This is a genomic window from Trinickia diaoshuihuensis (genome assembly GCF_003390925.1).
Lineage (GTDB): Bacteria > Pseudomonadota > Gammaproteobacteria > Burkholderiales > Burkholderiaceae > Trinickia > Trinickia diaoshuihuensis.
In genome coordinates, this window is record NZ_QUBS01000023.1 from 59,410 (window position 1) to 77,318 (window position 17,909).

Here is a 17,909-nt window from a genome sequence, read left to right on the forward strand (position 1 = left end):
CCGGTTTTGGCAATGGATGTGGCGGCGTGTTTCCGGTTAGTAGGCCACCAAACCCAGCTCGTTCAACCGGATTCCCATCGCCGTCGGCGACAGCCCAAAGAAGCGAGCAAGGGAATCGAAGTGTCTGCCATTGAACGCCGTCGCTCGTGCCACAGCGATGGGGAACGCTAGCGAACCGGGCTTGGATGCCATCAAATCCGTCGCCCCTTTGTATCCGGCAACGTGGAAGGCGACGTTTTCGTTGAGGGCAAGAGGAATATTCCCGAACCGCTCTTGGAAGTAATGCTGCACCGTAGGGCCGGGCGCCAACCACACGGCGGCAAAGTAGTCCGCTTCCTCCTCCACCGGATCGCGCGGCCCTCTGTGTTCTCCCGTAACCGGGCGATCGCGATGCTGTCTCATGGTTGGAAGCGATTCGTGAAGAACGAGGTGTCCAAGTTCGTGAGCGGCCGTGAAGCGCTGAGTTTCGAATTGCATGGCGCTTGAGATCATCACGATCTTTTGTTCGGTGTCGATCATCCCGGCCGTTTGAAACTGGCGCCCAGAAAGAGCGCCGGGCATGGATTCTCGGATCTCATACGCATAGCCGTATTTTTCGATCGCGACATCGGGCGAGAACAACTGCGGATACGGCGGCAGCCCACAACGGTACCGAAGCTTCGCGCTTTGAATGATTTCTCGATGCATGCCGCGGACGATCTTTTCGATCTCGGCGCGCCTTTGGGGAGTAGTCATGGGAACCCCGACCTTGAAAGTCGATATGCGTTAGGAGATTAGCATCATCCCAATACTTGGTGTCAACTTTTTATTTGTGCACAACATGTTGTGGTGTCCGCCATCGGGGTCGCAATAAAATATCTGAGATCGCGATCATGCTTCCTGCAAATCCATACACACGCTCAGCGTCCGGCAACGGCCCGCCGAAGCAAATGCGCGGCGCCTGGCTGGGGGCCGCCGCGCCCGCCCAGCGCTGCGCTTGGGGCGTTCACGCCGGCCGCTTCTTGCCTGGCGCCGCGAATCGCCGGTACCCCATTCAGAAGCCGCCGTGAGCGGCTTTGTTCATGCCCACGTCAGGTCTCTCAGCGATTGCGAAGAGACCTGACGTGGGCATCAGCGAGCAAAGCCGGCAAGAGCCGGTTTTTGCGTTTCTTCCCCGCGGCGCCGACCCGGCGGGGGCGCGAGCTTGCCCATAGTCAAGGACGCTTCGCGCTCGGGCTCCCTCGACAGCGACGAGCTCGCCGCGAAAATCCATCGAAACAAACGTTCTAGACCCGAGTGTCGACGTTGGTTTCGGTTTTTATTCGTGGCTATCGAAAAAACGTGTTCGGGTGCGGGCTTCGGCTTTCGAGTTTCGATTCATCGCCGTCTCGCTCCTTTTGTGCTGAGAATGACGACGGTGGGCCGAGGGCAACGGTATTCGGTCGAATATACGGCGCGGCCAGCGTCCGGCGAGATCGTCCGAATGGCTCATCCTTCCACAGCGGGAAGGGGACGGAATGCAGCACTGGCGGTTGCGCGGGTGTTCGAAACGAAGCCGGAAAAACAAGGCCTACATTCTAGGGGAGATGCGGACGATTATTCCGGTTCCACCATATGGGGTGACATCATCGAGGGTTGGCACGGGTAGCCCACTAGTCGTTTCCGCTCGAAGGACCAGAAGTCATCTAAGTCACTTCGAGTCGTAGCGACATGAGCTGCTAAGGTTGATGATTGGCCCTCGCGCATGGATCGGTGATAATCAGCACCTGTCTCGACGCGACCCAGTATTCAAAAAGAAGAAGGAACGAGATGCCGATCCAATGCACATTCAGCTTGAACGGAAAAGAAACATCGCTGTTGTCCTGCCCCGGCGTTGGCGCTATTGCAGCGTTCTCCGGAAGGGGCGTTGGCCGCGACAATCCGGCAGCGGTGGCCAAGGAAGATGTTGGTCCCATTCCGAAGGGGACTTATTACATCATCGATCGCCAGTCCGGCGGACGGCTCGGCGCGCTCCGTGATTTTTGGAACGCCTACGGTGTGGGAACGACAGACCATAAAAAGTGGTTCATGCTCTGGAATTCGCAGACTGGTGACTCGACGATGGTCGACGGGATCAAGCGTGGTTCGTTCCGGCTCCATCCAATGGGCCCAATGGGGCTGAGCGAAGGATGCATCACCGTGGTCAACGGCGATCAATTCAACCGGCTTGCGGACTACTTGCGCTCGCGCGCCCCCGACCTGCCGGTCCCGGGCTCCGGATTCAAGGCCTATGGCACGGTGCAAGTGCAATGAAAAAGGCGGCTTACATCTTGGCCAATGTTCTCGTCGCACTGGTCGGCGGTTGGTGGCTTGCGCACGTCGTCGGCACCTTGCCCTACGAAATGCCATCGTGGCTTGATTCCGCGATCCGTGGAGGCATCCGTCTCTCGGGGAGCGCGCAGTTAGACAACACCGATGACATCGAAACGATTGCGGCCCTCTTGATCTTCGTGGCGTGCACTGCGTTCATCGGGGTTCTGCTCGCGCTCGCAACTTTCGCCGGCCGCCGCTTTTGGACTCGTAGGCATAGGGCGTCCTAGCGGGTTACGCCGAGATCGCAATCTGACCTGATAGCTCGGCCGACGATTCGGCTGCCCGCGATTATTCCCCGATCATCGCGCGTATGTCCACGCGGCGCGCATTGACCGTGCTGCGCCGTTTGGCCAGCCCAATCATCGTGCAGACGAACGTGCCGAACGTCACGATAATCCACTGCACCGGCATATTGGCGCGCAACAGCAGCGCATAAGCGCCGAGCATGAACAGCACCGCGAGGTTTTGGTTGAAGTTCTGCACGGCGATCGAATGGCCCGCCGTGATCAGCGTCGCGCCTCGGTGTTGCAACAGCGCATTCATCGGCACGATGAAATAACCGGCCAGGCCGCCCAGCGCGATCATGATCGGGTAGGCCATGACGATGTACGCCGCGATGAACTGATCGGCGATGCGAATCCCGGCCGCGGGCGGAAACAGCCACTTGCCGTAGAACGCCATCGCACCCGCGACGATGCCCGCGGCGATGCCGACGGGCAGTACCTTCAGCGAGCGCGCGAGCGGCACGAGCGCGGCCGCGGCCGCCGCGCCGAGCGCGATGCCGATGCCCGTTGCCCCTTGCATCAGCGCGGCCTTCGAGAGCGTGAGCCCCAAGTTGACGTTGGCCCACTTGAGCACGAGCAACTGCAGCGTCACCGCGGTGCCCCACATGAGCGTCGTCACCCATAGCGCGATCTGAGCGAGTTCGTCGCGCCAGAGCAAGTTGAAGCAATCGACGAATTCGCCCACAAGCCGCTGCGGCTCGCGCAGGCGGTTCGCATAGCGCGCGCCGGTGTCGGGAATGCCCACGTTGATCAGCGCCGCGAGCGCATAGACGAGCATCACCGCGAACATCGCGAAATAGGGCGCGTCATGCACCAACGGCCAATGTCGCGCGCTCACGAAACGCTGCACGAAAGGGCTGATTAGAGCGCCCCCGAGCGCGGTGCCGGCAATCGTCGAAAGCACGGTCGCGGACTCGAGCCACGCATTGGCCGCGACGAGCCGCGACGCGGGCAGCAACTCGGTCAAGATGCCGTACTTGGCCGGCGAGTACGCGGCCGCGCCGATACCGACGACGCCATAAGCCAGCATGGGGTGAACGTTCGCGAGCATCATCGCGCAGCCGAGCGCCTTCAACGCATTGGCCGCGAACATCACATGGCGCTTTTGGATGGCATCCGCGAAGGCGCCCGCAAACGGCGCCAACACCACGTACGACGTCGTGAACAAAATCTGCAGCAGCGGTGTGAACCAACTGGCCGCATGCATTGCGCCGAGCAGTGCGATCGCGGCGATCAAGAGCGCGTTGTCGGCCAGCGACGAAACGAACTGCGCGGCGATGATCGTGTAAAAGCCTTTTTTCATCCGACGGGTCGAGCCGTGAGCGCGCTCGGAGAAAAGGAACACTCGTAAGGAAAAAGGCGGCCCGAGCCGCCTTTCGTCGTGCGCCGCGCCGCGCGTTGTTTACGCAAACGCGCGGCGGGCGTGGGCCGAGCCCGCTTAGTCCTTCTGTGCGGTGCGGCTGTAGGCGCTCAGAATCGGCACCATCTGCGCATAGATTTTCGGATTGCCGGCGACGATTTCGCCGATTTCCAAAAATTCCGAATCGCCCGTGTAGTTGCCGACGAGGCCGCCCGCCTCGGTGATCAGCAAGCTTCCCGCCGCCATGTCCCAGGGGCTCAAGCCCTGCTCGAAAAAGCCGTCGAGACGGCCGGCCGCGACGTTGGCCAGATCGAGCGCCGCGGCGCCGGGGCGGCGCAGGCCCGTGCACGCGCGCGTCATCTCGGCGAACAGGCGGCAGTAAGCTTCGATCCGATCGTCTTCACGGAAGGGAAAGCCCGTGCCGATCAGCGCGTCGCTGAGGCGATCGCGGCGGCCCACGCGAATGCGGCGGTCGTTCAGATACGCGCCGCGGCCGCGCGAGGCGGTAAACAGATCGTTGCTGTTCGGATCGTAGACGACGGCTTGCGTGACGACGCCGCGGTGCGCCAGCGCGATCGAGACGCCGTAGTAGGGCAGGCCGTGGATGAAGTTGGTCGTGCCGTCGAGCGGATCGATGATCCAGACGTAATCGGATTCGTTTTCGGAGCGGCCCGATTCCTCCGCCAGGATGGCGTGATCGGGATAGGCGGTTTTGAGCGTATCGATGATGGCCGCTTCGGCCGCTTTGTCGACTTCCGTGACGAAATCGTTGTGCTGCTTCTCGCTGACTTGGACGAGTTCCAAGTCGAGCGAGGCGCGATTGATGATTTGTCCGGCGCGGCGGGCGGCCTTGACGGCAATGTTGAGCATCGGGTGCATAAAACGGATTCCTTGTACCGCGGCGGTGCGAGCGCTGCGACGGGTGGGCCAAACCGCCCGGAATGCGCGGGCATTCCGTCGACGAAAGCGAATTGAAGAAGAGCAATGTGCATGCGCGCGGTGGAAATCCACTCGCCCACATGGCACGAATACCGGGATTTTACCCGAGTCCGGGGCTGCTCGGCTCGACCCTCGCGCTGTCGGTATGCTCGCACCGCGCGGCCGGCCCTCGGTCGCCCTCGGCGCCGCGCCGCGAAGAGCGCCGTTCGCATCGGGACGGCAAGCGCGATACCATACCGGCAGATTGCAGTACGTCATTGCTCGTTTCCGTTTTTCATCTAGTTAGTCATCTTGAATCGCTCAACATCGCATTCGCCGTCGGCCACCGTGCATACCTGCGCGTCGGGTCCCCAGGGCGGTTTCACCTCGACGCGGTTCGTGCTCGTCGAGCCCAGCCATCCCGGCAATGTCGGCGCGGCCGCCCGTGCGCTCAAAACGATGGGTTTTTCGCGGCTCGTGCTCGTCGCGCCGCGCCTCGCGCATGTCCAAACCGATCCGGAGGCGATCGCCATGGCGAGCGGCGCGGAAGACGTGTTGGCCTCCGCCCGTATCGTCCCGACGATCGCGGATGCGCTCGCCGGCGTGACATGGTCCGTGGCACTGACGGCGCGCATGCGCGAATACGGACCGCCGCAGCTCGCGCCGCGCGAGGCGGCGAGCGAGGCCCGCCAGTACGCGCAGGGCGGCGACATCGCGTTCGTCTTCGGCAATGAGCGTACCGGGCTGTCTAATGAGCACGTCGAGCGCTGCAGCGCGCTTGCTCACATCCCGGCCAATCCCGCCTACAGCTCGCTCAATCTCGCTCAGGCGGTGCAAGTGCTCGCCTACGAGTTGCGGATCGCCTATCTGGCGGCGGAAGCCTCAGCGGCGATGGGGCAGGCCGCCGAAGCGGACGAATTGGGCAGCACTCGCGCGCCGAACGACGACATCGAACGGATGTACGTTCACCTCGAAAACGCGCTGATCGCGCTCGAATTCCTCGATCCGGCCAATCCGAAGAAACTGATGTCGCGCTTGCGCCGCCTGTTCGCCCGATCCGGCCTCGAGCGAGAGGAAGTCAACATCGTCCGCGGCATCGCCAAGCACATCTTGCTTAAGACGCATGCCCGCGATCGGTCGTCTCCGTCCTGACCCGCCTTCCGGCTGAAAACCACTGGAACTTGGCGCATGCCGCCGCCAATGTCCCTGCTGCGTGCAGGGTGGATCGCTATCCATTCTGCACACTTTCCGTCTTGCTCCTACAATCGAACGGCGCTTCATAAGTAAATCGCGCAACGTCATAACGATCTGCCCGCTGCCCGCGTTCATCCACCGGCCCCTTCATCGAGCGAGCCCCAACATGTTCAAGAGACTTCGCGAAGACATTGCCACCATCCGTGAGCGCGATCCCGCCGCTCGCAGTGCCTGGGAAGTGCTCACCTGTTATCCGGGGCTGCATGCGCTGGTGGCGCACCGGCTGGCGCACGCATGTTGGCGTGCGCGCCGGCGCTGGCTGGCGCGATTCATCTCGCAAGTGGCGCGGTTTCTGACGGGCATCGAAATCCACCCGGGCGCAACGGTCGGGCGGCGCGTGTTCATCGATCACGGCATGGGCGTCGTGGTGGGGGAAACGGCCGAAATAGGCGACGACTGCACGATCTACCAGGGCGTGACGCTCGGCGGAACGCTGCTCACGCGCGGTGCCAAGCGGCATCCGACGCTCGAGCGCGGCGTCATCGTGGGCGCGGGCGCCAAGGTGCTCGGCGGCTTCACGATCGGCGAAAACGCCAAGATCGGGTCGAACGCGGTCGTCGTCAAACCGGTGCCCGCGGGCGCCACGGCGGTCGGCAATCCGGCACGCGTCATCCAACCCGCCGATCGCAAGCGCTCGCCCGAGCACGCGGCGTTTTGCGCCTATGGGATTACGCCGAATGCGGAAGACCCAGTCTCGCTCGCGTTGCACGGTTTGATCGACCATGCCGCGAACGAAAAGCAACGCGTCGATGAGATCGTCGCGGCGCTCGAACGCCTCGGCGCCCGAATCGAGGCGCTGCAAGGCGCCGGTGCGTCGGGCATCGATTTGCAGCGCCTATCGGCGGCAATTCAGGGCGCGGCTCAGACGAGCACCGACGCTCGCGCGGACGTCAGCATGGAAGGACAGGACGTCGTTTAAGCAGGGGAAGTGGAGGGCAACGCAGTCTAGTGTTGCCCTCGATGGGCGACGCCTCAATCGAGCGGAAAAGCGTGGATGCCTTCGGCATCGATACGCAGATAGCCGCCGCGGCGCGCGCCATGATCGAGGTCCCAATCGGGCAACACCCAGCGCGTACCGCTCGTCTCCAGGTGACGGGCGGGCTTGTGCGTGTGCCCGTGGATCATCGTCGTCGTGTGACTCGTGCGAAATAGCGCCTCGACGCCCTGATGCGTTACATCGTAAAGCGGCGACGGCGGCCGTGTGCGGCCTTCCTCGCTCGAGGCGCGCATGCGTTCGGCGAGCGCATGACGCCACCGGAACGGCCAGGCGAGAAACAGCAGTTGCGCGGCGCGCCAGCGTGCAACGCGTCTAAACGTTTGATATTTTCGATCGGCCGTGCATAGCGCATCGCCGTGCGCGAGCACGATGCGCGCGCCGAACGCGGTCATCACGAACGGATCGGGCAGCCAAATCGCGCCGGCTGCCCTCATGAAGCGTTTGCCGAGCAGGAAGTCGCGATTGCCGTGCATCACATACAAGGCGATGCCGCGCTCTGACAACGTATGCAAAATCGACGCGATGCGCGCCGCGAACGGATCGGCCTTCAACATATCGTCGCCGATCCAATATTCGAATAGATCGCCGAGAATGAAGACCGAGTCGGCGCTGTCGGCCGTGACGCGGATGAAATGCTCGAACGCGTCGACCGTACGCGGAATCGACGTGCTCAGATGTAAATCGGAGATGAGCAAGAGCGGCCGCGGCGCGTGAGGGCGCGTGCGGCCATGCTCGTGCGGCACGCTGGCCTCGACGTTGCGAGGCCCCGCGTCCTGCCGCGCCGAGATGCCGGCATCTCGGATGACGCTCGTGTTCAATCGACCACGACCGCTTTCTCGATGACGACGTCATCGAGCGGCACGTCCTGATGAAAGCCCTTCGAACCCGTGCGGACCTTCTTGATCTTCTCGACGACATCGAGCCCTTCGACGACGTTGCCGAACACGGCGTAACCCCAGCCTTGCGGCGTCGGCGACGTGTGATTGAGGAAGTCGTTGTCGTTCACGTTGATGAAGAATTGCGCCGTTGCCGAATGCGGATCGTTCGTGCGTGCCATGGCCACCGAGCCCTTGACGTTCTTCAGGCCGTTGTTCGCCTCGTTGTCGATCGGAGCGTCCGTCGGCTTTTGCTTCATGCCGGGCTCGAAACCGCCGCCTTGGATCATGAAGCCGTCGATCACACGGTGAAATACGGTGTTGTCGTAGTGACCTTTCTTGACGTAGTTGAGGAAATTTTCGACCGTCTTCGGCGCCTTCTCGGCGTCGAGTGCAATCTTGATGACGCCGTGATTCGTATGCAGTTCAACCATGATGAATTCCTTTCCTTTCTAACTTCAAACGACTAAAGGGTCCGGCCAGGCGCCGGAGCGGGTTATTTCGAAACGACGGCGGCCGATTCGATGACGATCGGCTGCTGAGGCACATCGCCCATCGGGCCGCGCGACGTGGTGGGCGTCGCCTCGATCTTCTTTACAACGTCCATGCCCGACACGACCTTGCCGAACACGGCATAACCGTTGCCGTCCGGATTCGGATAGTCGAGCCCGGGGTTGTCGACCGTATTGATGAAGAACTGAGCCGTCGCCGAGTTCGGATCGCTCGTGCGCGCCATCGCGATCGTGCCCAGCGCGTTCTTCAGGCCGTTGCGGCTTTCGAGCGGAATCGGCGCGCGCGTCGGCTTCTCGGCGTAGCTCGCCGTGTAACCGCCCCCTTGAATCATGAAGCCCTTGATCACGCGATGAAAGATCGTGCCGCTGTATTGGCCGGATTTCACGTAGTCGAGGAAATTCGCGACCGTTTTCGGCGCTTGCTCCGGGTAGAGCTCGAGCTTGATATCGCCGTCCGTCGTTTTCAGCAGCACTTGCGGATGCGCGCCAGCAGCGTTCGTTTGCGCGAAAGCCGGTGCGTTCGCGATGAGAGCGGCGCTGCCGAGCGCCAACCAAAAGCTTTTCATGGGTGTCCTCAACGTGGATGAGATCGGAGCGAAAACGCGCTAGTTCGACGGCGCGATGTAAGGCTGAGCGGGGAACGGACCGTTCGAACCGCCGAATTCGACGGCCGGCGAGGTCGCGGGCGGCACGATCGCACCGGGCTGGGGCACGGCCGCCCTCGGCGCGGGAGCCGCACTCGTGCCGGAGCCCGTCGCGGCCGGCGAGACGATTTTCTCGATTTGGGCCACGCGCTGCGCGGCGGCCGGGCTCGCTTGGCCGAGGCTTTGCGCGCGGCGGTACGATTGCTCGGCCAGATGCAGGTACAAGTCGCCCAGATTCTCATAGGCGAGCCCGTAGCTCGGGTTGGCTTGCAGGGCCGTTTCGAGCGCGCCGCGCGCTTCCTGGTAGCGCCCGTGTTTCGCGTAGAGCGTGGCGAGATTGTTATACGGTTCGGGCAGCTCGGGGTAGAGTTCAGTGAGCTCCGTAAACTGACGGATCGCCTCGTCGTCCCGGTTCAACCGGGCGAGTACCGTGCCGCGCTTGAACTTCGCCTGGATATCGCGGGGGTGCGAGGCGATGCGCGCGTCGAGTTCGACGAGCGCCGCGCTCCAGTTTTGCGAGGCGATCGATGCGTCGATTTGCGGCGTGCCGTCGGCCACCGCCGGCGTGGTCTCGGCGCGCGCCCCGACGCTCGCGAAAGCCCCGAGCGTAAGGCTCAAAACGGAGGCGGCGAGGAGGGCCGCGCTGCGGTGCGTGCGGCCGCTGGAAGGTTTCATAGGCTCGTGTCTGGGTGTTATACTCCGGCCCATTCTAACAAAACGTTTGCTGGTTTCCTCCAACGGCAAACGGTCCTCCGCCCGTCGTGGTCGCCTTTCGCGCCGCTCGCTCGAAGCATTCGTCGCGCGAAGACATTCGCACCGCGCAAGCCGTTTGCGCTTCATCGCGAAAGTGCTGCGAAGCGCGCGTCGCCGAGTGCGGATTGCTCAAGGCTCACCCATCGTCTCTATGGAATCACTGCGCATCTACAACACGCTCGCGCGTGACAAGCAATCGTTCGTGCCGCGCCGTGCAGGCGAGGTGCGGATGTACGTCTGCGGGATCACTGTCTACGACTACTGCCACATCGGGCATGCGCGGCTGCTCGTGGTATTCGATCTGGTGCAGCGTTGGCTGCGCGCGCTCGGTTACCGTGTGACGTACGTGCGCAATATTACCGACGTCGATGACAAAATCATTCGGCGCGCCGTTCAAAACGGCGAGACGATCAAAGCCGTCACCGATCGCTATATCGCGGCGATGTACGAAGACGCGGATGCGCTCGGCGTGACGCGCCCCGATATCGAGCCGCGCGCAACGGACTACATTCCCCAAATGCTGGGCATGATCGACAAGCTCGTGGCGAACGGCTACGCGTATCAATCGAAGGACGGCGACGTCAACTACGCCGTGCGCAAATTCGCGCGCTACGGCGCGCTGTCCGGCAAGTCGCTCGAAGATTTGCGCGCGGGCGAGCGCGTCGCGGCAAACGACGCCAAGCAAGATCCGCTCGATTTCGTCTTGTGGAAGCATGCGAAAGAGGGCGAACCGCCCGAGTGCACGTGGGACTCCAATTACGGGCCGGGCCGTCCGGGCTGGCACATCGAGTGTTCGGCGATGGGCTGCGCGTTACTCGGCGAGCATTTCGATCTGCACGGCGGCGGGCAAGATTTGCAGTTTCCGCACCATGAGAACGAGATTGCCCAAAGCGAGGGCGCGACGGGGCAGACGTTCGTCAACTATTGGATGCACAACGGCTTCGTGCAGATCGATAACGAGAAGATGTCGAAATCGCTCGGCAACTTCTTCACGATTCGCGAGGTGCTCGCGAAATACGACCCCGAAGTCGTTCGGTTTTTCCTCGTGCGCGCGCATTATCGTTCGCCGATCAACTATAGCGACGTCCATCTGGACGACGCGCGCGCCGCGCTCACGCGGCTTTATACGTCGCTCAAGGACGTCGTGCCCGATAGCGCGCCGCTCGATTGGAGCGAAGCGCACGCGCGGCGTTTTAGCGAAGCGATGAACGACGACTTCAATACGCCCGTGGCCGTCGCGGTGCTGTTCGAGCTCGCGACCGAGGTCAATCGCACGCGCGATCCGAGCTTGGCACGGCAACTGCGCGCGCTGGCCGGGACATTGGGTTTGCTGGGCCGCGAGCCGCGCGAATTTCTGCACAGGGGAGCGGGCTCGCTCGATGCCGAAGGGCTCGATGCGGCCGCGATCGAAGCGCGGATCGCCGCGCGCGTGGCCGCCAAGCAAGCGAAGAACTACGCCGAGGCAGACCGGATTCGGGCCGAGTTGCTCGATGCCGGTGTTGCGCTTGAAGACAAACCGGGCGGGCTGACCGAATGGCGCCGCGTATGACGATCGTGCATCGCACGTCGCGCTGATCGACTCGCCAGGCAGGAGGCAAGATGGCAACGGCCAGGAAGGCGCCCGCACGCGCCAGTCGCAAGGGCGACACGCGCGCAACCGTGGCGTCGGCACAGATTGACCCCACCGAGAAGGCGGCCGCCAAGCGCGCGGCCGGCACGAAGAAAGAGACCGCGGTCAAGCCGAACGGCGCCGCGGCGCCCGTTCAGATGGGCGCGCTGGAGCCCGCGGTCACTCGACCCGCGTATTGGGACCGCGCGTGCGCGGATCTCGTCAAGCGCGATCGGATCTTAAAGCGGCTCATCCCGAAGTTCGGGCCCGTGCACCTCGTGAACGGCAACGATCCTTTCGTGACGCTCGCGCGCTCGGTCGTGGGGCAGCAGGTATCGGTTCAGGTCGCGCAAGCGGTGTGGGAGCGTATCGAATCGGCTTGCCCGAAACTCTCGCCGCAGCAATTCAAAAAGCTGGGACAGGAGAAGCTCGCCGCGTGCGGGTTGTCCAAGCGCAAGTCCGACTACTTGCTCGACCTCGCGGAGCATTTTTTGTCGGGCGCGCTGCACGTCGACAAATGGATGTCGATGGACGACGAGGCCGTGATCGCCGAGCTCACGCAGATCCGCGGCATCGGCCGTTGGACCGCCGAGATGTTTTTGATTTTCAACTTGTCGCGGCCCGACGTGCTTCCGCTCGACGATTTGGGTTTGATCCGCGCCATCAGCGTGAACTACTTTAGCGGCGAGCCCGTGACGCGCAGCGAAGCGCGCGAAGTCGCGGCCAACTGGGAGCCGTGGCGCACTGTGGCGACGTGGTACATGTGGCGCAGCCTCGACGGGTTGGCTGAATAGCTATCGGTTTGGATTATCGATAGTTTTGCGCGATTCAGAATGCGGCGCGCGCGGTTAGAATACGCGCTGCCGCAGGTTTCTAGGAACGAACATATGAAAACGACCTTTCTGGATTTCGAACAGCCCATCGCGGAGCTCGAAGCGAAAATCGAAGAATTGCGCTTCGTGCAAGACGACTCGGCGGTCGATATTTCGGAAGAGATCGAGCGGTTGTCGAAGAAGAGCCAACAGCTCACCAAAGACCTTTATGCGAATCTGTCCCCGTGGCAGGTATCGCAAATCGCGCGACATCCGCAGCGCCCGTACACGCTCGATTACGTCAATGAGCTGTTCACCGATTTTCACGAGTTGCACGGCGATCGCTCGTTTGCCGACGACTTGTCGATCGTTGGCGGCCTAGCCCGATTCAACGGGCATCCCTGCATGGTCATCGGCCACCAAAAGGGCCGCGACACGAAGGAACGCGCGGCGCGCAACTTCGGCATGCCGCGTCCGGAAGGCTATCGCAAGGCGGAGCGCCTGATGCGCCTCGCCGAGAAGTTCGGCCTGCCGATCTTCACGTTCATCGATACGCCGGGCGCGTACCCCGGCGTCGGCGCCGAGGAGCGCGGGCAGTCGGAGGCCATCGGCCGCAATCTGTACGTCATGGCCGAACTGAAGACGCCCATTATCGCGACGGTGATCGGCGAGGGCGGTTCGGGTGGTGCGCTCGCGATCGCGGTGGCCGATAGTGTGTTGATGCTGCAGTTCTCCACGTACTCGGTGATTTCGCCCGAGGGTTGTGCGTCGATCCTTTGGAAGAGCGCGACGAAGGCGCCGGAGGCGGCCGAGGCGCTCGGTTTGACGGCGCACCGATTGAAGGCGCTTGGCCTCATCGACAAGATCGTCAACGAACCGCTCGGCGGTGCGCATCGCGACGTGAAGGGCATGGCGGCGTTGCTGCGCCGTGCGCTGGCCGACACGCTGCGCCAGTTCCAGGGCATGAGCGTGACCGATTTGCGGCAGCGCCGCTTCGACCGCCTGATGAGCTATGGCAAGTACAAGGAATCTTTCCCGGGGGCGTAAGCCGAGCCCGGGGCCGCGTCCCGCCTGCATGGCGGGGCATCGGTTCCACGCCTGAGCGCTGACGTGACCGTCTCCGTCGATATCGCCGCCGAGCGCATCGTTCTCGATGCCCTCGGCGGTTTGCTTTCCACCGTTGCGCCTGGCGCGACGATCGCCATTGCCTACAGCGGCGGGCTCGACTCCACGGTGCTGCTCGACGCCGCGGTGCGAGTCGCCGGGGCGGCGCGCTGCGTCGCCTTGCACGTGCACCACGGGCTCAGTCCGAATGCCGACCGGTGGCTTTCCCATTGCGAGGCGTCGGCCGCCTCGCTGGGCGTGCGCCTCGATGCCGAGCACGTCCGCGTGCGGCGGGATCACGGCGAGAGCCTCGAGGCCGCGGCGCGCGAAGCACGCTATCGCGCGCTCGACGCGATGTGCGCCCGAAACGGCGCCGCGATGCTTTGGCTGGCCCATCATGCCGACGATCAAGCCGAGACGGTATTGCTTCAACTCCTGCGTGGCGCCGGTGTGGCGGGGCTCGCGGCGATGGCGCCGCAGCGCGTCGACGAGTCGTCCGCCGTGCGGCGCGTGCGTCCCTTTTTGCCCTTGCTACGGGCGCAGCTTCATCGTTACGCGCTGGTGCGCGGCTTGCGCTGGATCGAGGACGAATCGAACGCCGATACGCGATATGCGCGCAATGCGTTGCGTCACGAGGTGATGCCGGCGTTGAGCACGCGCTTCCCCGGTTTTCGCGATGCGCTTGCGCGTACCGCTCGCCATGCCGCCACGGCGCAACGCCTGCTCGACGATTTGGCTCGGATCGACCTGCGCACGGTCGGACGTGACGAGGGCGCCGCGCTCTCGCGCAAAGCGTTGACCGCGCTCGACGATGCGCGCGCAACCAACGTCATGCGCGTCTGGATCCGGTCGGCGGGTTTGCCGGCGCCGTCGGCCGCGCGCTTGGCCGATATGCTGCGTCAGTTGCGGCAGGCGCGCGACGGACACGGACTCAGCGTCATGCACGCCGGAGCTTGCCTGCGGATGTATCGGGACAATATCTATTGGGAGAAGCGCGCGGCCGAGCGCGTGTTGCGTCCTGGGAGACGCGGCGAGCATCGGGGGCGGCGCGCGGGCGAGGGCGAGGGTGATATGCCGCCGCATGCGGCGTCCGAAGGGTTGCCCGATATGAGGGAAGGGGATAAACGCATCGAGCGTCTGGCATGGAGCGGGCAGCAAGTCTGGCACCTGCCGCAATGGCGCGGATCGATCGTTTTCGTGCCGGCGCTCGATGACGATACCGGCCCCGATACGGTGCCCGAGGCGCTGCTCGCGAGCGCGCCGCTCAGCGCGCGTGCGCGCATGGGGGGCGAGCGTGTGCAGCGTACGCCCGGTGGGGCGGCGCGGACGTTGAAGAACTTATTCCAAGAGCTTGGCGTGCCCGCGTGGGAGCGCGATGTGCCGCTTATCTACTTGGGAGAGGCGTTGCTGTTCGTGCCGCGCGTCGGCGTGAACGGCGCCGTCGAGCAATCGGCCTCGCCGTCGCGGCGTCGCGGCGCGCGTTGGCGGCTCGAATGGCGCGAGGATTTGTTGATCGCCTAGGGTTAGGGGCGCCGTCCTGGCGAAGCGGCGCCTCGGCGTCGCGCCCGATTGACGCCGGCGGTTCCCCGCGCTTGTCTTTTCGGCCTCGATCAAGTACGCTCGAAGGCTCGCCCGATCCGCTTTCGCAGCCGTTTGCGCGCGTCTTGCGCATCCGCCGCTCATTTGCCGCGCTACCCGCACCGGCGATGGGCCTTAGCAGCAAGCGCTTCGCATCTGGGCAATCCGCGCACGCTGCGCTCATGCTTTCGCAGCCATCCTTCGTCGTCGTAGTGCTCACGAGGCCGCGAGACCGAACGGCAGTCTTGCGGTTCTGCTCTTGGCGCATCGGCGCGGTTTCTCCTCCAGTTCAGAACGACAATGGCACTCATCGTACATAAATACGGCGGCACCTCGATGGGCTCGGTCGAGCGCATCAAGAACGTCGCCAAGCGCGTCGCGAAATGGCATCAGGCCGGGCACAAGATGGTCGTCGTGCCTTCCGCGATGTCGGGCGAAACCAATCGCTTGCTCGGGCTCGCCAAAGAGATTTCGAGCCAACCGAGCCCGCGCGAACTCGACATGATTGCGTCGACGGGCGAACAAGTCAGCGTTGGATTGCTGTCGATCGCGCTGCAAGAATTCGGCGTCCAGGCCGTGAGTTACGCCGGCTGGCAAGTGCCGATCAAAACCGACAGCGCGTTCACCAAAGCGCGCATCAGCGAGATCGACGACGAGCGCGTGATGCGCGATCTCGACGCCGGCAAGGTCGTGGTCATTACGGGCTTCCAGGGCGTCGATCCCGAAGGGCATATCACGACGCTGGGCCGCGGCGGCTCCGATACGTCGGCGGTGGCCGTGGCCGCCGCGCTCGAAGCGGACGAATGTTTGATTTTCACCGACGTCGACGGCGTCTATACGACCGATCCGCGCGTCGTGGAAGAAGCGCGCCGGCTCGATCGCGTCACGTTCGAGGAGATGCTGGAAATGGCCAGCCTCGGCTCGAAAGTGCTGCAGATCCGCTCGGTCGAATTCGCGGGCAAATACCGTGTGAAAACGCGCGTGCTGTCGAGCCTGACCGACCCGATGATTCCGGTCGAGGAAGAAATGAAATCGGGTACGCTGATCACCTTTGAAGAAGACGAGACCATGGAAAAAGCAGTCATCTCCGGCATCGCGTTCCAACGCGACGAAGCGCGCATCGCCGTGCGCGGCGTGCCCGACAAGCCGGGCATCGCCTACCAGATCCTCGGCCCGGTTGCCGACGCGAATATCGACGTCGACATGATCATCCAAAACCAGAGCGTGCACGGCAAGACCGATTTCACGTTCACGGTGGGCCGCGGCGACTACCAGCGCGCGATGGACATCCTCGTCAATCACGTCAAGGGTCACGTCAACGCCGAGGAAGTGGTGGGCGATCCCCGCGTGTCGAAGGTATCGGTGGTCGGCGTGGGCATGCGTTCGCACGTCGGCATCGCGAGCAAGATGTTCCGGACGTTGTCGGAAGAGGGCATCAACATCCAGATGATCTCGACCTCGGAAATCAAGATCTCGGTGCTGATCGACGAAAAGTACATGGAGCTGGCCGTGCGCGCGCTGCATAAGGCGTTCGAGCTCGAGCAGGCGTAAGACGGTGACCCTGCGGGGGCAAATCGGCGGAGCGGCAAAAAAATGCGCCGCATCATTTGACCTACGTAATCATTCCCGTTAATATCTTGGTCTCGTTGCACTGCCTCCCGGTGCAACGGCGATTTTGGGAGACGTGGCCGAGAGGTCGAAGGCACTCCCCTGCTAAGGGAGCATCTGGGCCAAAACCTGGATCGAGGGTTCGAATCCCTCCGTCTCCGCCAGTAGGCGGTGACAAAGCCCCGCGAGTTCTAGGACTCGTGGGGCTTTTTCTATTGCAGCGCTGTCGGGTGATTCATTAGTGAACCTGGCCGTGCGAATCAGCGGGTGCACAAGAACGTTACGCGTCCGCGAAAGGTCCTGTTGGCTGAGCCTAAGCGGCTAGGTCACGACTCTATCCTGACCGCGAACCTCGATAAGTAGATGGGGCTAAGAGGTCGAAGGCACTCCCCTGCTAAGCGAGATTTCCTTCGCGAGGACGGTTGTCACGACATCCACCGCGGCCTTGGTTGCCGCGTAGGGACCATAGGCCGATGGGAGCGTCGCCGTCGATCCAGACGAAAGATTGATATTCGGCCACCCGGCCGTATGCGTCTGGCCGCCTCACGCAGCGTGTTGAAAACGCCCTTCAGATTGATGGCAATCATGCGGTCGAACGCCGAATCCGTCATTTCGGCCAATGGCGCAAGATTTTGGATGCCGGCGTTATTGACGAGTACGTCGATCCCGCCGAAGCGCGCTTGGACAGCGTCGAACATGCCGCGGACCGCAACCGGATCGCTGACATCAGCCTGTATCGGAAAAAAGCGCCGAATTTCGGTGATCCATCTTGTGCGCTCGCAAGCGCAATACGAGGAAATCCGAGGGCTGGGTCTTGAACACGTCATAACGACGGATGACGAACGGCTCGAGGGCACGCTGGGACGGTTGGCCGAAACTTTAGGAGCCACAGCGGTGTTGGACGGGCTGGGCGGCGCCCTGATTAACCGCATTGCTCCGCATGTGCCGATGAATACCTCGGTCTACATCTATGGAACGCTGGATGGTTCGGTGCCGGTGACGATTCCGTCGCGGCTTTTGCTAAGCAGAAATTTGGCCGTGAGACGATTCAGCAATTTCAACAGCGCAACGGCCAAAGACCCGGCGCGAGTGGCGGCGGCGATGGCGGACCTGCACGATGTCATCGCAGATCCCTTGTTCCGCACCAGCATCGCCAGGGCTTTTCGTTTCGAGGAGATCGATGTCGCTATGGCCTATCGAGGAGCATCCAATGCGAGGGCTGTTCTTGTACCTCCCACGGTTCCGTTGACGCAGTGAGCATCGGATGTAC

General features: G+C 63.0%; 17 protein-coding genes, 1 tRNA gene and 1 pseudogene. 11 read left to right on the top strand and 8 right to left on the bottom strand.

What is annotated here, in order from left to right; all coding sequences use genetic code 11:
* Positions 1-36 precede the first annotated feature (36 nt).
* Positions 37-687: an ImmA/IrrE family metallo-endopeptidase gene (locus DXT59_RS05720; protein ID WP_116136005.1), complete on the bottom strand. Its 651-nt coding sequence runs from the start codon at positions 685-687 to the stop codon at positions 37-39.
* Between the two features lie 1,101 nt (positions 688-1,788).
* On the opposite strand from DXT59_RS05720, the gene DXT59_RS05725 reads away from it, so the two are divergent.
* A complete protein-coding gene (locus tag DXT59_RS05725) occupies positions 1,789-2,271 on the top strand; it encodes a DUF2778 domain-containing protein (RefSeq protein WP_116135960.1) in 483 nt (160 codons plus the stop codon).
* On the top strand, positions 2,268-2,558 hold the full coding sequence (locus tag DXT59_RS05730) for a hypothetical protein (protein WP_116135961.1): 291 nt from the start codon (positions 2,268-2,270) through the stop codon (positions 2,556-2,558). The genes DXT59_RS05725 and DXT59_RS05730 overlap by 4 nt, the downstream gene beginning before the upstream one ends.
* Before the next feature lie 61 nt (positions 2,559-2,619).
* On the opposite strand, the gene lplT is transcribed toward DXT59_RS05730, so the two are convergent.
* Complete coding sequence (lplT, locus tag DXT59_RS05735; RefSeq protein ID WP_116135962.1) at positions 2,620-3,918, bottom strand: lysophospholipid transporter LplT; 1,299 nt, start codon at positions 3,916-3,918, stop codon at positions 2,620-2,622.
* 135 nt (positions 3,919-4,053) lie between these two features.
* Positions 4,054-4,854 carry an inositol monophosphatase family protein gene (locus tag DXT59_RS05740; RefSeq protein ID WP_116135963.1) on the bottom strand — a complete coding sequence of 267 codons (801 nt, stop codon included), beginning with the start codon at positions 4,852-4,854 and terminating at the stop codon, positions 4,054-4,056.
* A 351-nt stretch (positions 4,855-5,205) separates the two neighbouring features.
* Between DXT59_RS05740 and DXT59_RS05745 the strand changes: the two genes are divergently transcribed.
* Both DXT59_RS05745 and cysE read left to right on the top strand, forming a co-directional pair.
* A complete protein-coding gene (locus DXT59_RS05745; protein WP_420823361.1) occupies positions 5,206-6,045 on the top strand; it encodes an RNA methyltransferase in 840 nt (279 codons plus the stop codon).
* A 175-nt stretch (positions 6,046-6,220) separates the two neighbouring features.
* Positions 6,221-7,066 carry a serine O-acetyltransferase gene (cysE, locus tag DXT59_RS05750; RefSeq protein ID WP_420823362.1) on the top strand — a complete coding sequence of 282 codons (846 nt, stop codon included), beginning with the start codon at positions 6,221-6,223 and terminating at the stop codon, positions 7,064-7,066.
* A gap of 53 nt (positions 7,067-7,119) precedes the next feature.
* On the opposite strand, the gene DXT59_RS05755 is transcribed toward cysE, so the two are convergent.
* The 4 genes from DXT59_RS05755 to DXT59_RS05770 all read right to left on the bottom strand — a co-directional run bounded on the left by DXT59_RS05755 (position 7,120) and on the right by DXT59_RS05770 (position 9,850).
* Positions 7,120-7,932: a UDP-2,3-diacylglucosamine diphosphatase gene (locus DXT59_RS05755; protein ID WP_162877965.1), complete on the bottom strand. Its 813-nt coding sequence runs from the start codon at positions 7,930-7,932 to the stop codon at positions 7,120-7,122.
* 26 nt (positions 7,933-7,958) lie between these two features.
* Complete coding sequence (locus DXT59_RS05760) at positions 7,959-8,453, bottom strand: peptidylprolyl isomerase (RefSeq protein ID WP_116135966.1); 495 nt, start codon at positions 8,451-8,453, stop codon at positions 7,959-7,961.
* Positions 8,454-8,515: 62 nt separating this feature from the next.
* Entirely contained in the window at positions 8,516-9,097 is a 582-nt protein-coding gene (locus DXT59_RS05765; RefSeq protein ID WP_116135967.1) for a peptidylprolyl isomerase, read from the bottom strand.
* Between the two features lie 39 nt (positions 9,098-9,136).
* Positions 9,137-9,850, bottom strand: a complete 714-nt coding sequence (locus tag DXT59_RS05770; protein WP_162877961.1) for a tetratricopeptide repeat protein — start codon at positions 9,848-9,850, stop codon at positions 9,137-9,139.
* A 229-nt stretch (positions 9,851-10,079) separates the two neighbouring features.
* Here DXT59_RS05770 and cysS point away from each other — a divergent pair, with 229 nt between their 5' ends.
* The 6 genes and pseudogenes from cysS (at position 10,080) to DXT59_RS05805 (ending at position 16,803) form a co-directional block, all read left to right on the top strand.
* Positions 10,080-11,477 carry a cysteine--tRNA ligase gene (cysS, locus tag DXT59_RS05780; RefSeq protein ID WP_116135970.1) on the top strand — a complete coding sequence of 466 codons (1,398 nt, stop codon included), beginning with the start codon at positions 10,080-10,082 and terminating at the stop codon, positions 11,475-11,477.
* A 203-nt stretch (positions 11,478-11,680) separates the two neighbouring features.
* Positions 11,681-12,331: pseudogene (locus DXT59_RS05785) on the top strand (DNA-3-methyladenine glycosylase family protein); the annotation flags it as partial.
* 93 nt (positions 12,332-12,424) lie between these two features.
* Complete coding sequence (locus DXT59_RS05790) at positions 12,425-13,396, top strand: acetyl-CoA carboxylase carboxyltransferase subunit alpha (RefSeq protein WP_116135972.1); 972 nt, start codon at positions 12,425-12,427, stop codon at positions 13,394-13,396.
* Between the two features lie 63 nt (positions 13,397-13,459).
* The gene (gene tilS / locus DXT59_RS05795) at positions 13,460-14,974 is read left to right on the top strand and encodes a tRNA lysidine(34) synthetase TilS (RefSeq protein ID WP_116135973.1); all 1,515 of its coding nucleotides are present in this window, start codon (positions 13,460-13,462) and stop codon (positions 14,972-14,974) included.
* 357 nt (positions 14,975-15,331) lie between these two features.
* The gene (locus tag DXT59_RS05800; protein WP_116135974.1) at positions 15,332-16,582 is read left to right on the top strand and encodes an aspartate kinase; all 1,251 of its coding nucleotides are present in this window, start codon (positions 15,332-15,334) and stop codon (positions 16,580-16,582) included.
* Positions 16,583-16,709: 127 nt separating this feature from the next.
* Positions 16,710-16,803, top strand: a tRNA-Ser gene (locus tag DXT59_RS05805).
* 261 nt (positions 16,804-17,064) lie between these two features.
* Here DXT59_RS05805 and DXT59_RS31540 read toward each other — a convergent pair.
* Positions 17,065-17,571, bottom strand: a complete 507-nt coding sequence (locus DXT59_RS31540; RefSeq protein WP_205417373.1) for an SDR family NAD(P)-dependent oxidoreductase — start codon at positions 17,569-17,571, stop codon at positions 17,065-17,067.
* Between the two features lie 16 nt (positions 17,572-17,587).
* On the opposite strand from DXT59_RS31540, the gene DXT59_RS31545 reads away from it, so the two are divergent.
* Positions 17,588-17,896, top strand: a complete 309-nt coding sequence (locus DXT59_RS31545) for an MDR/zinc-dependent alcohol dehydrogenase-like family protein (protein WP_162877962.1) — start codon at positions 17,588-17,590, stop codon at positions 17,894-17,896.
* Positions 17,897-17,909 lie beyond the last annotated feature (13 nt).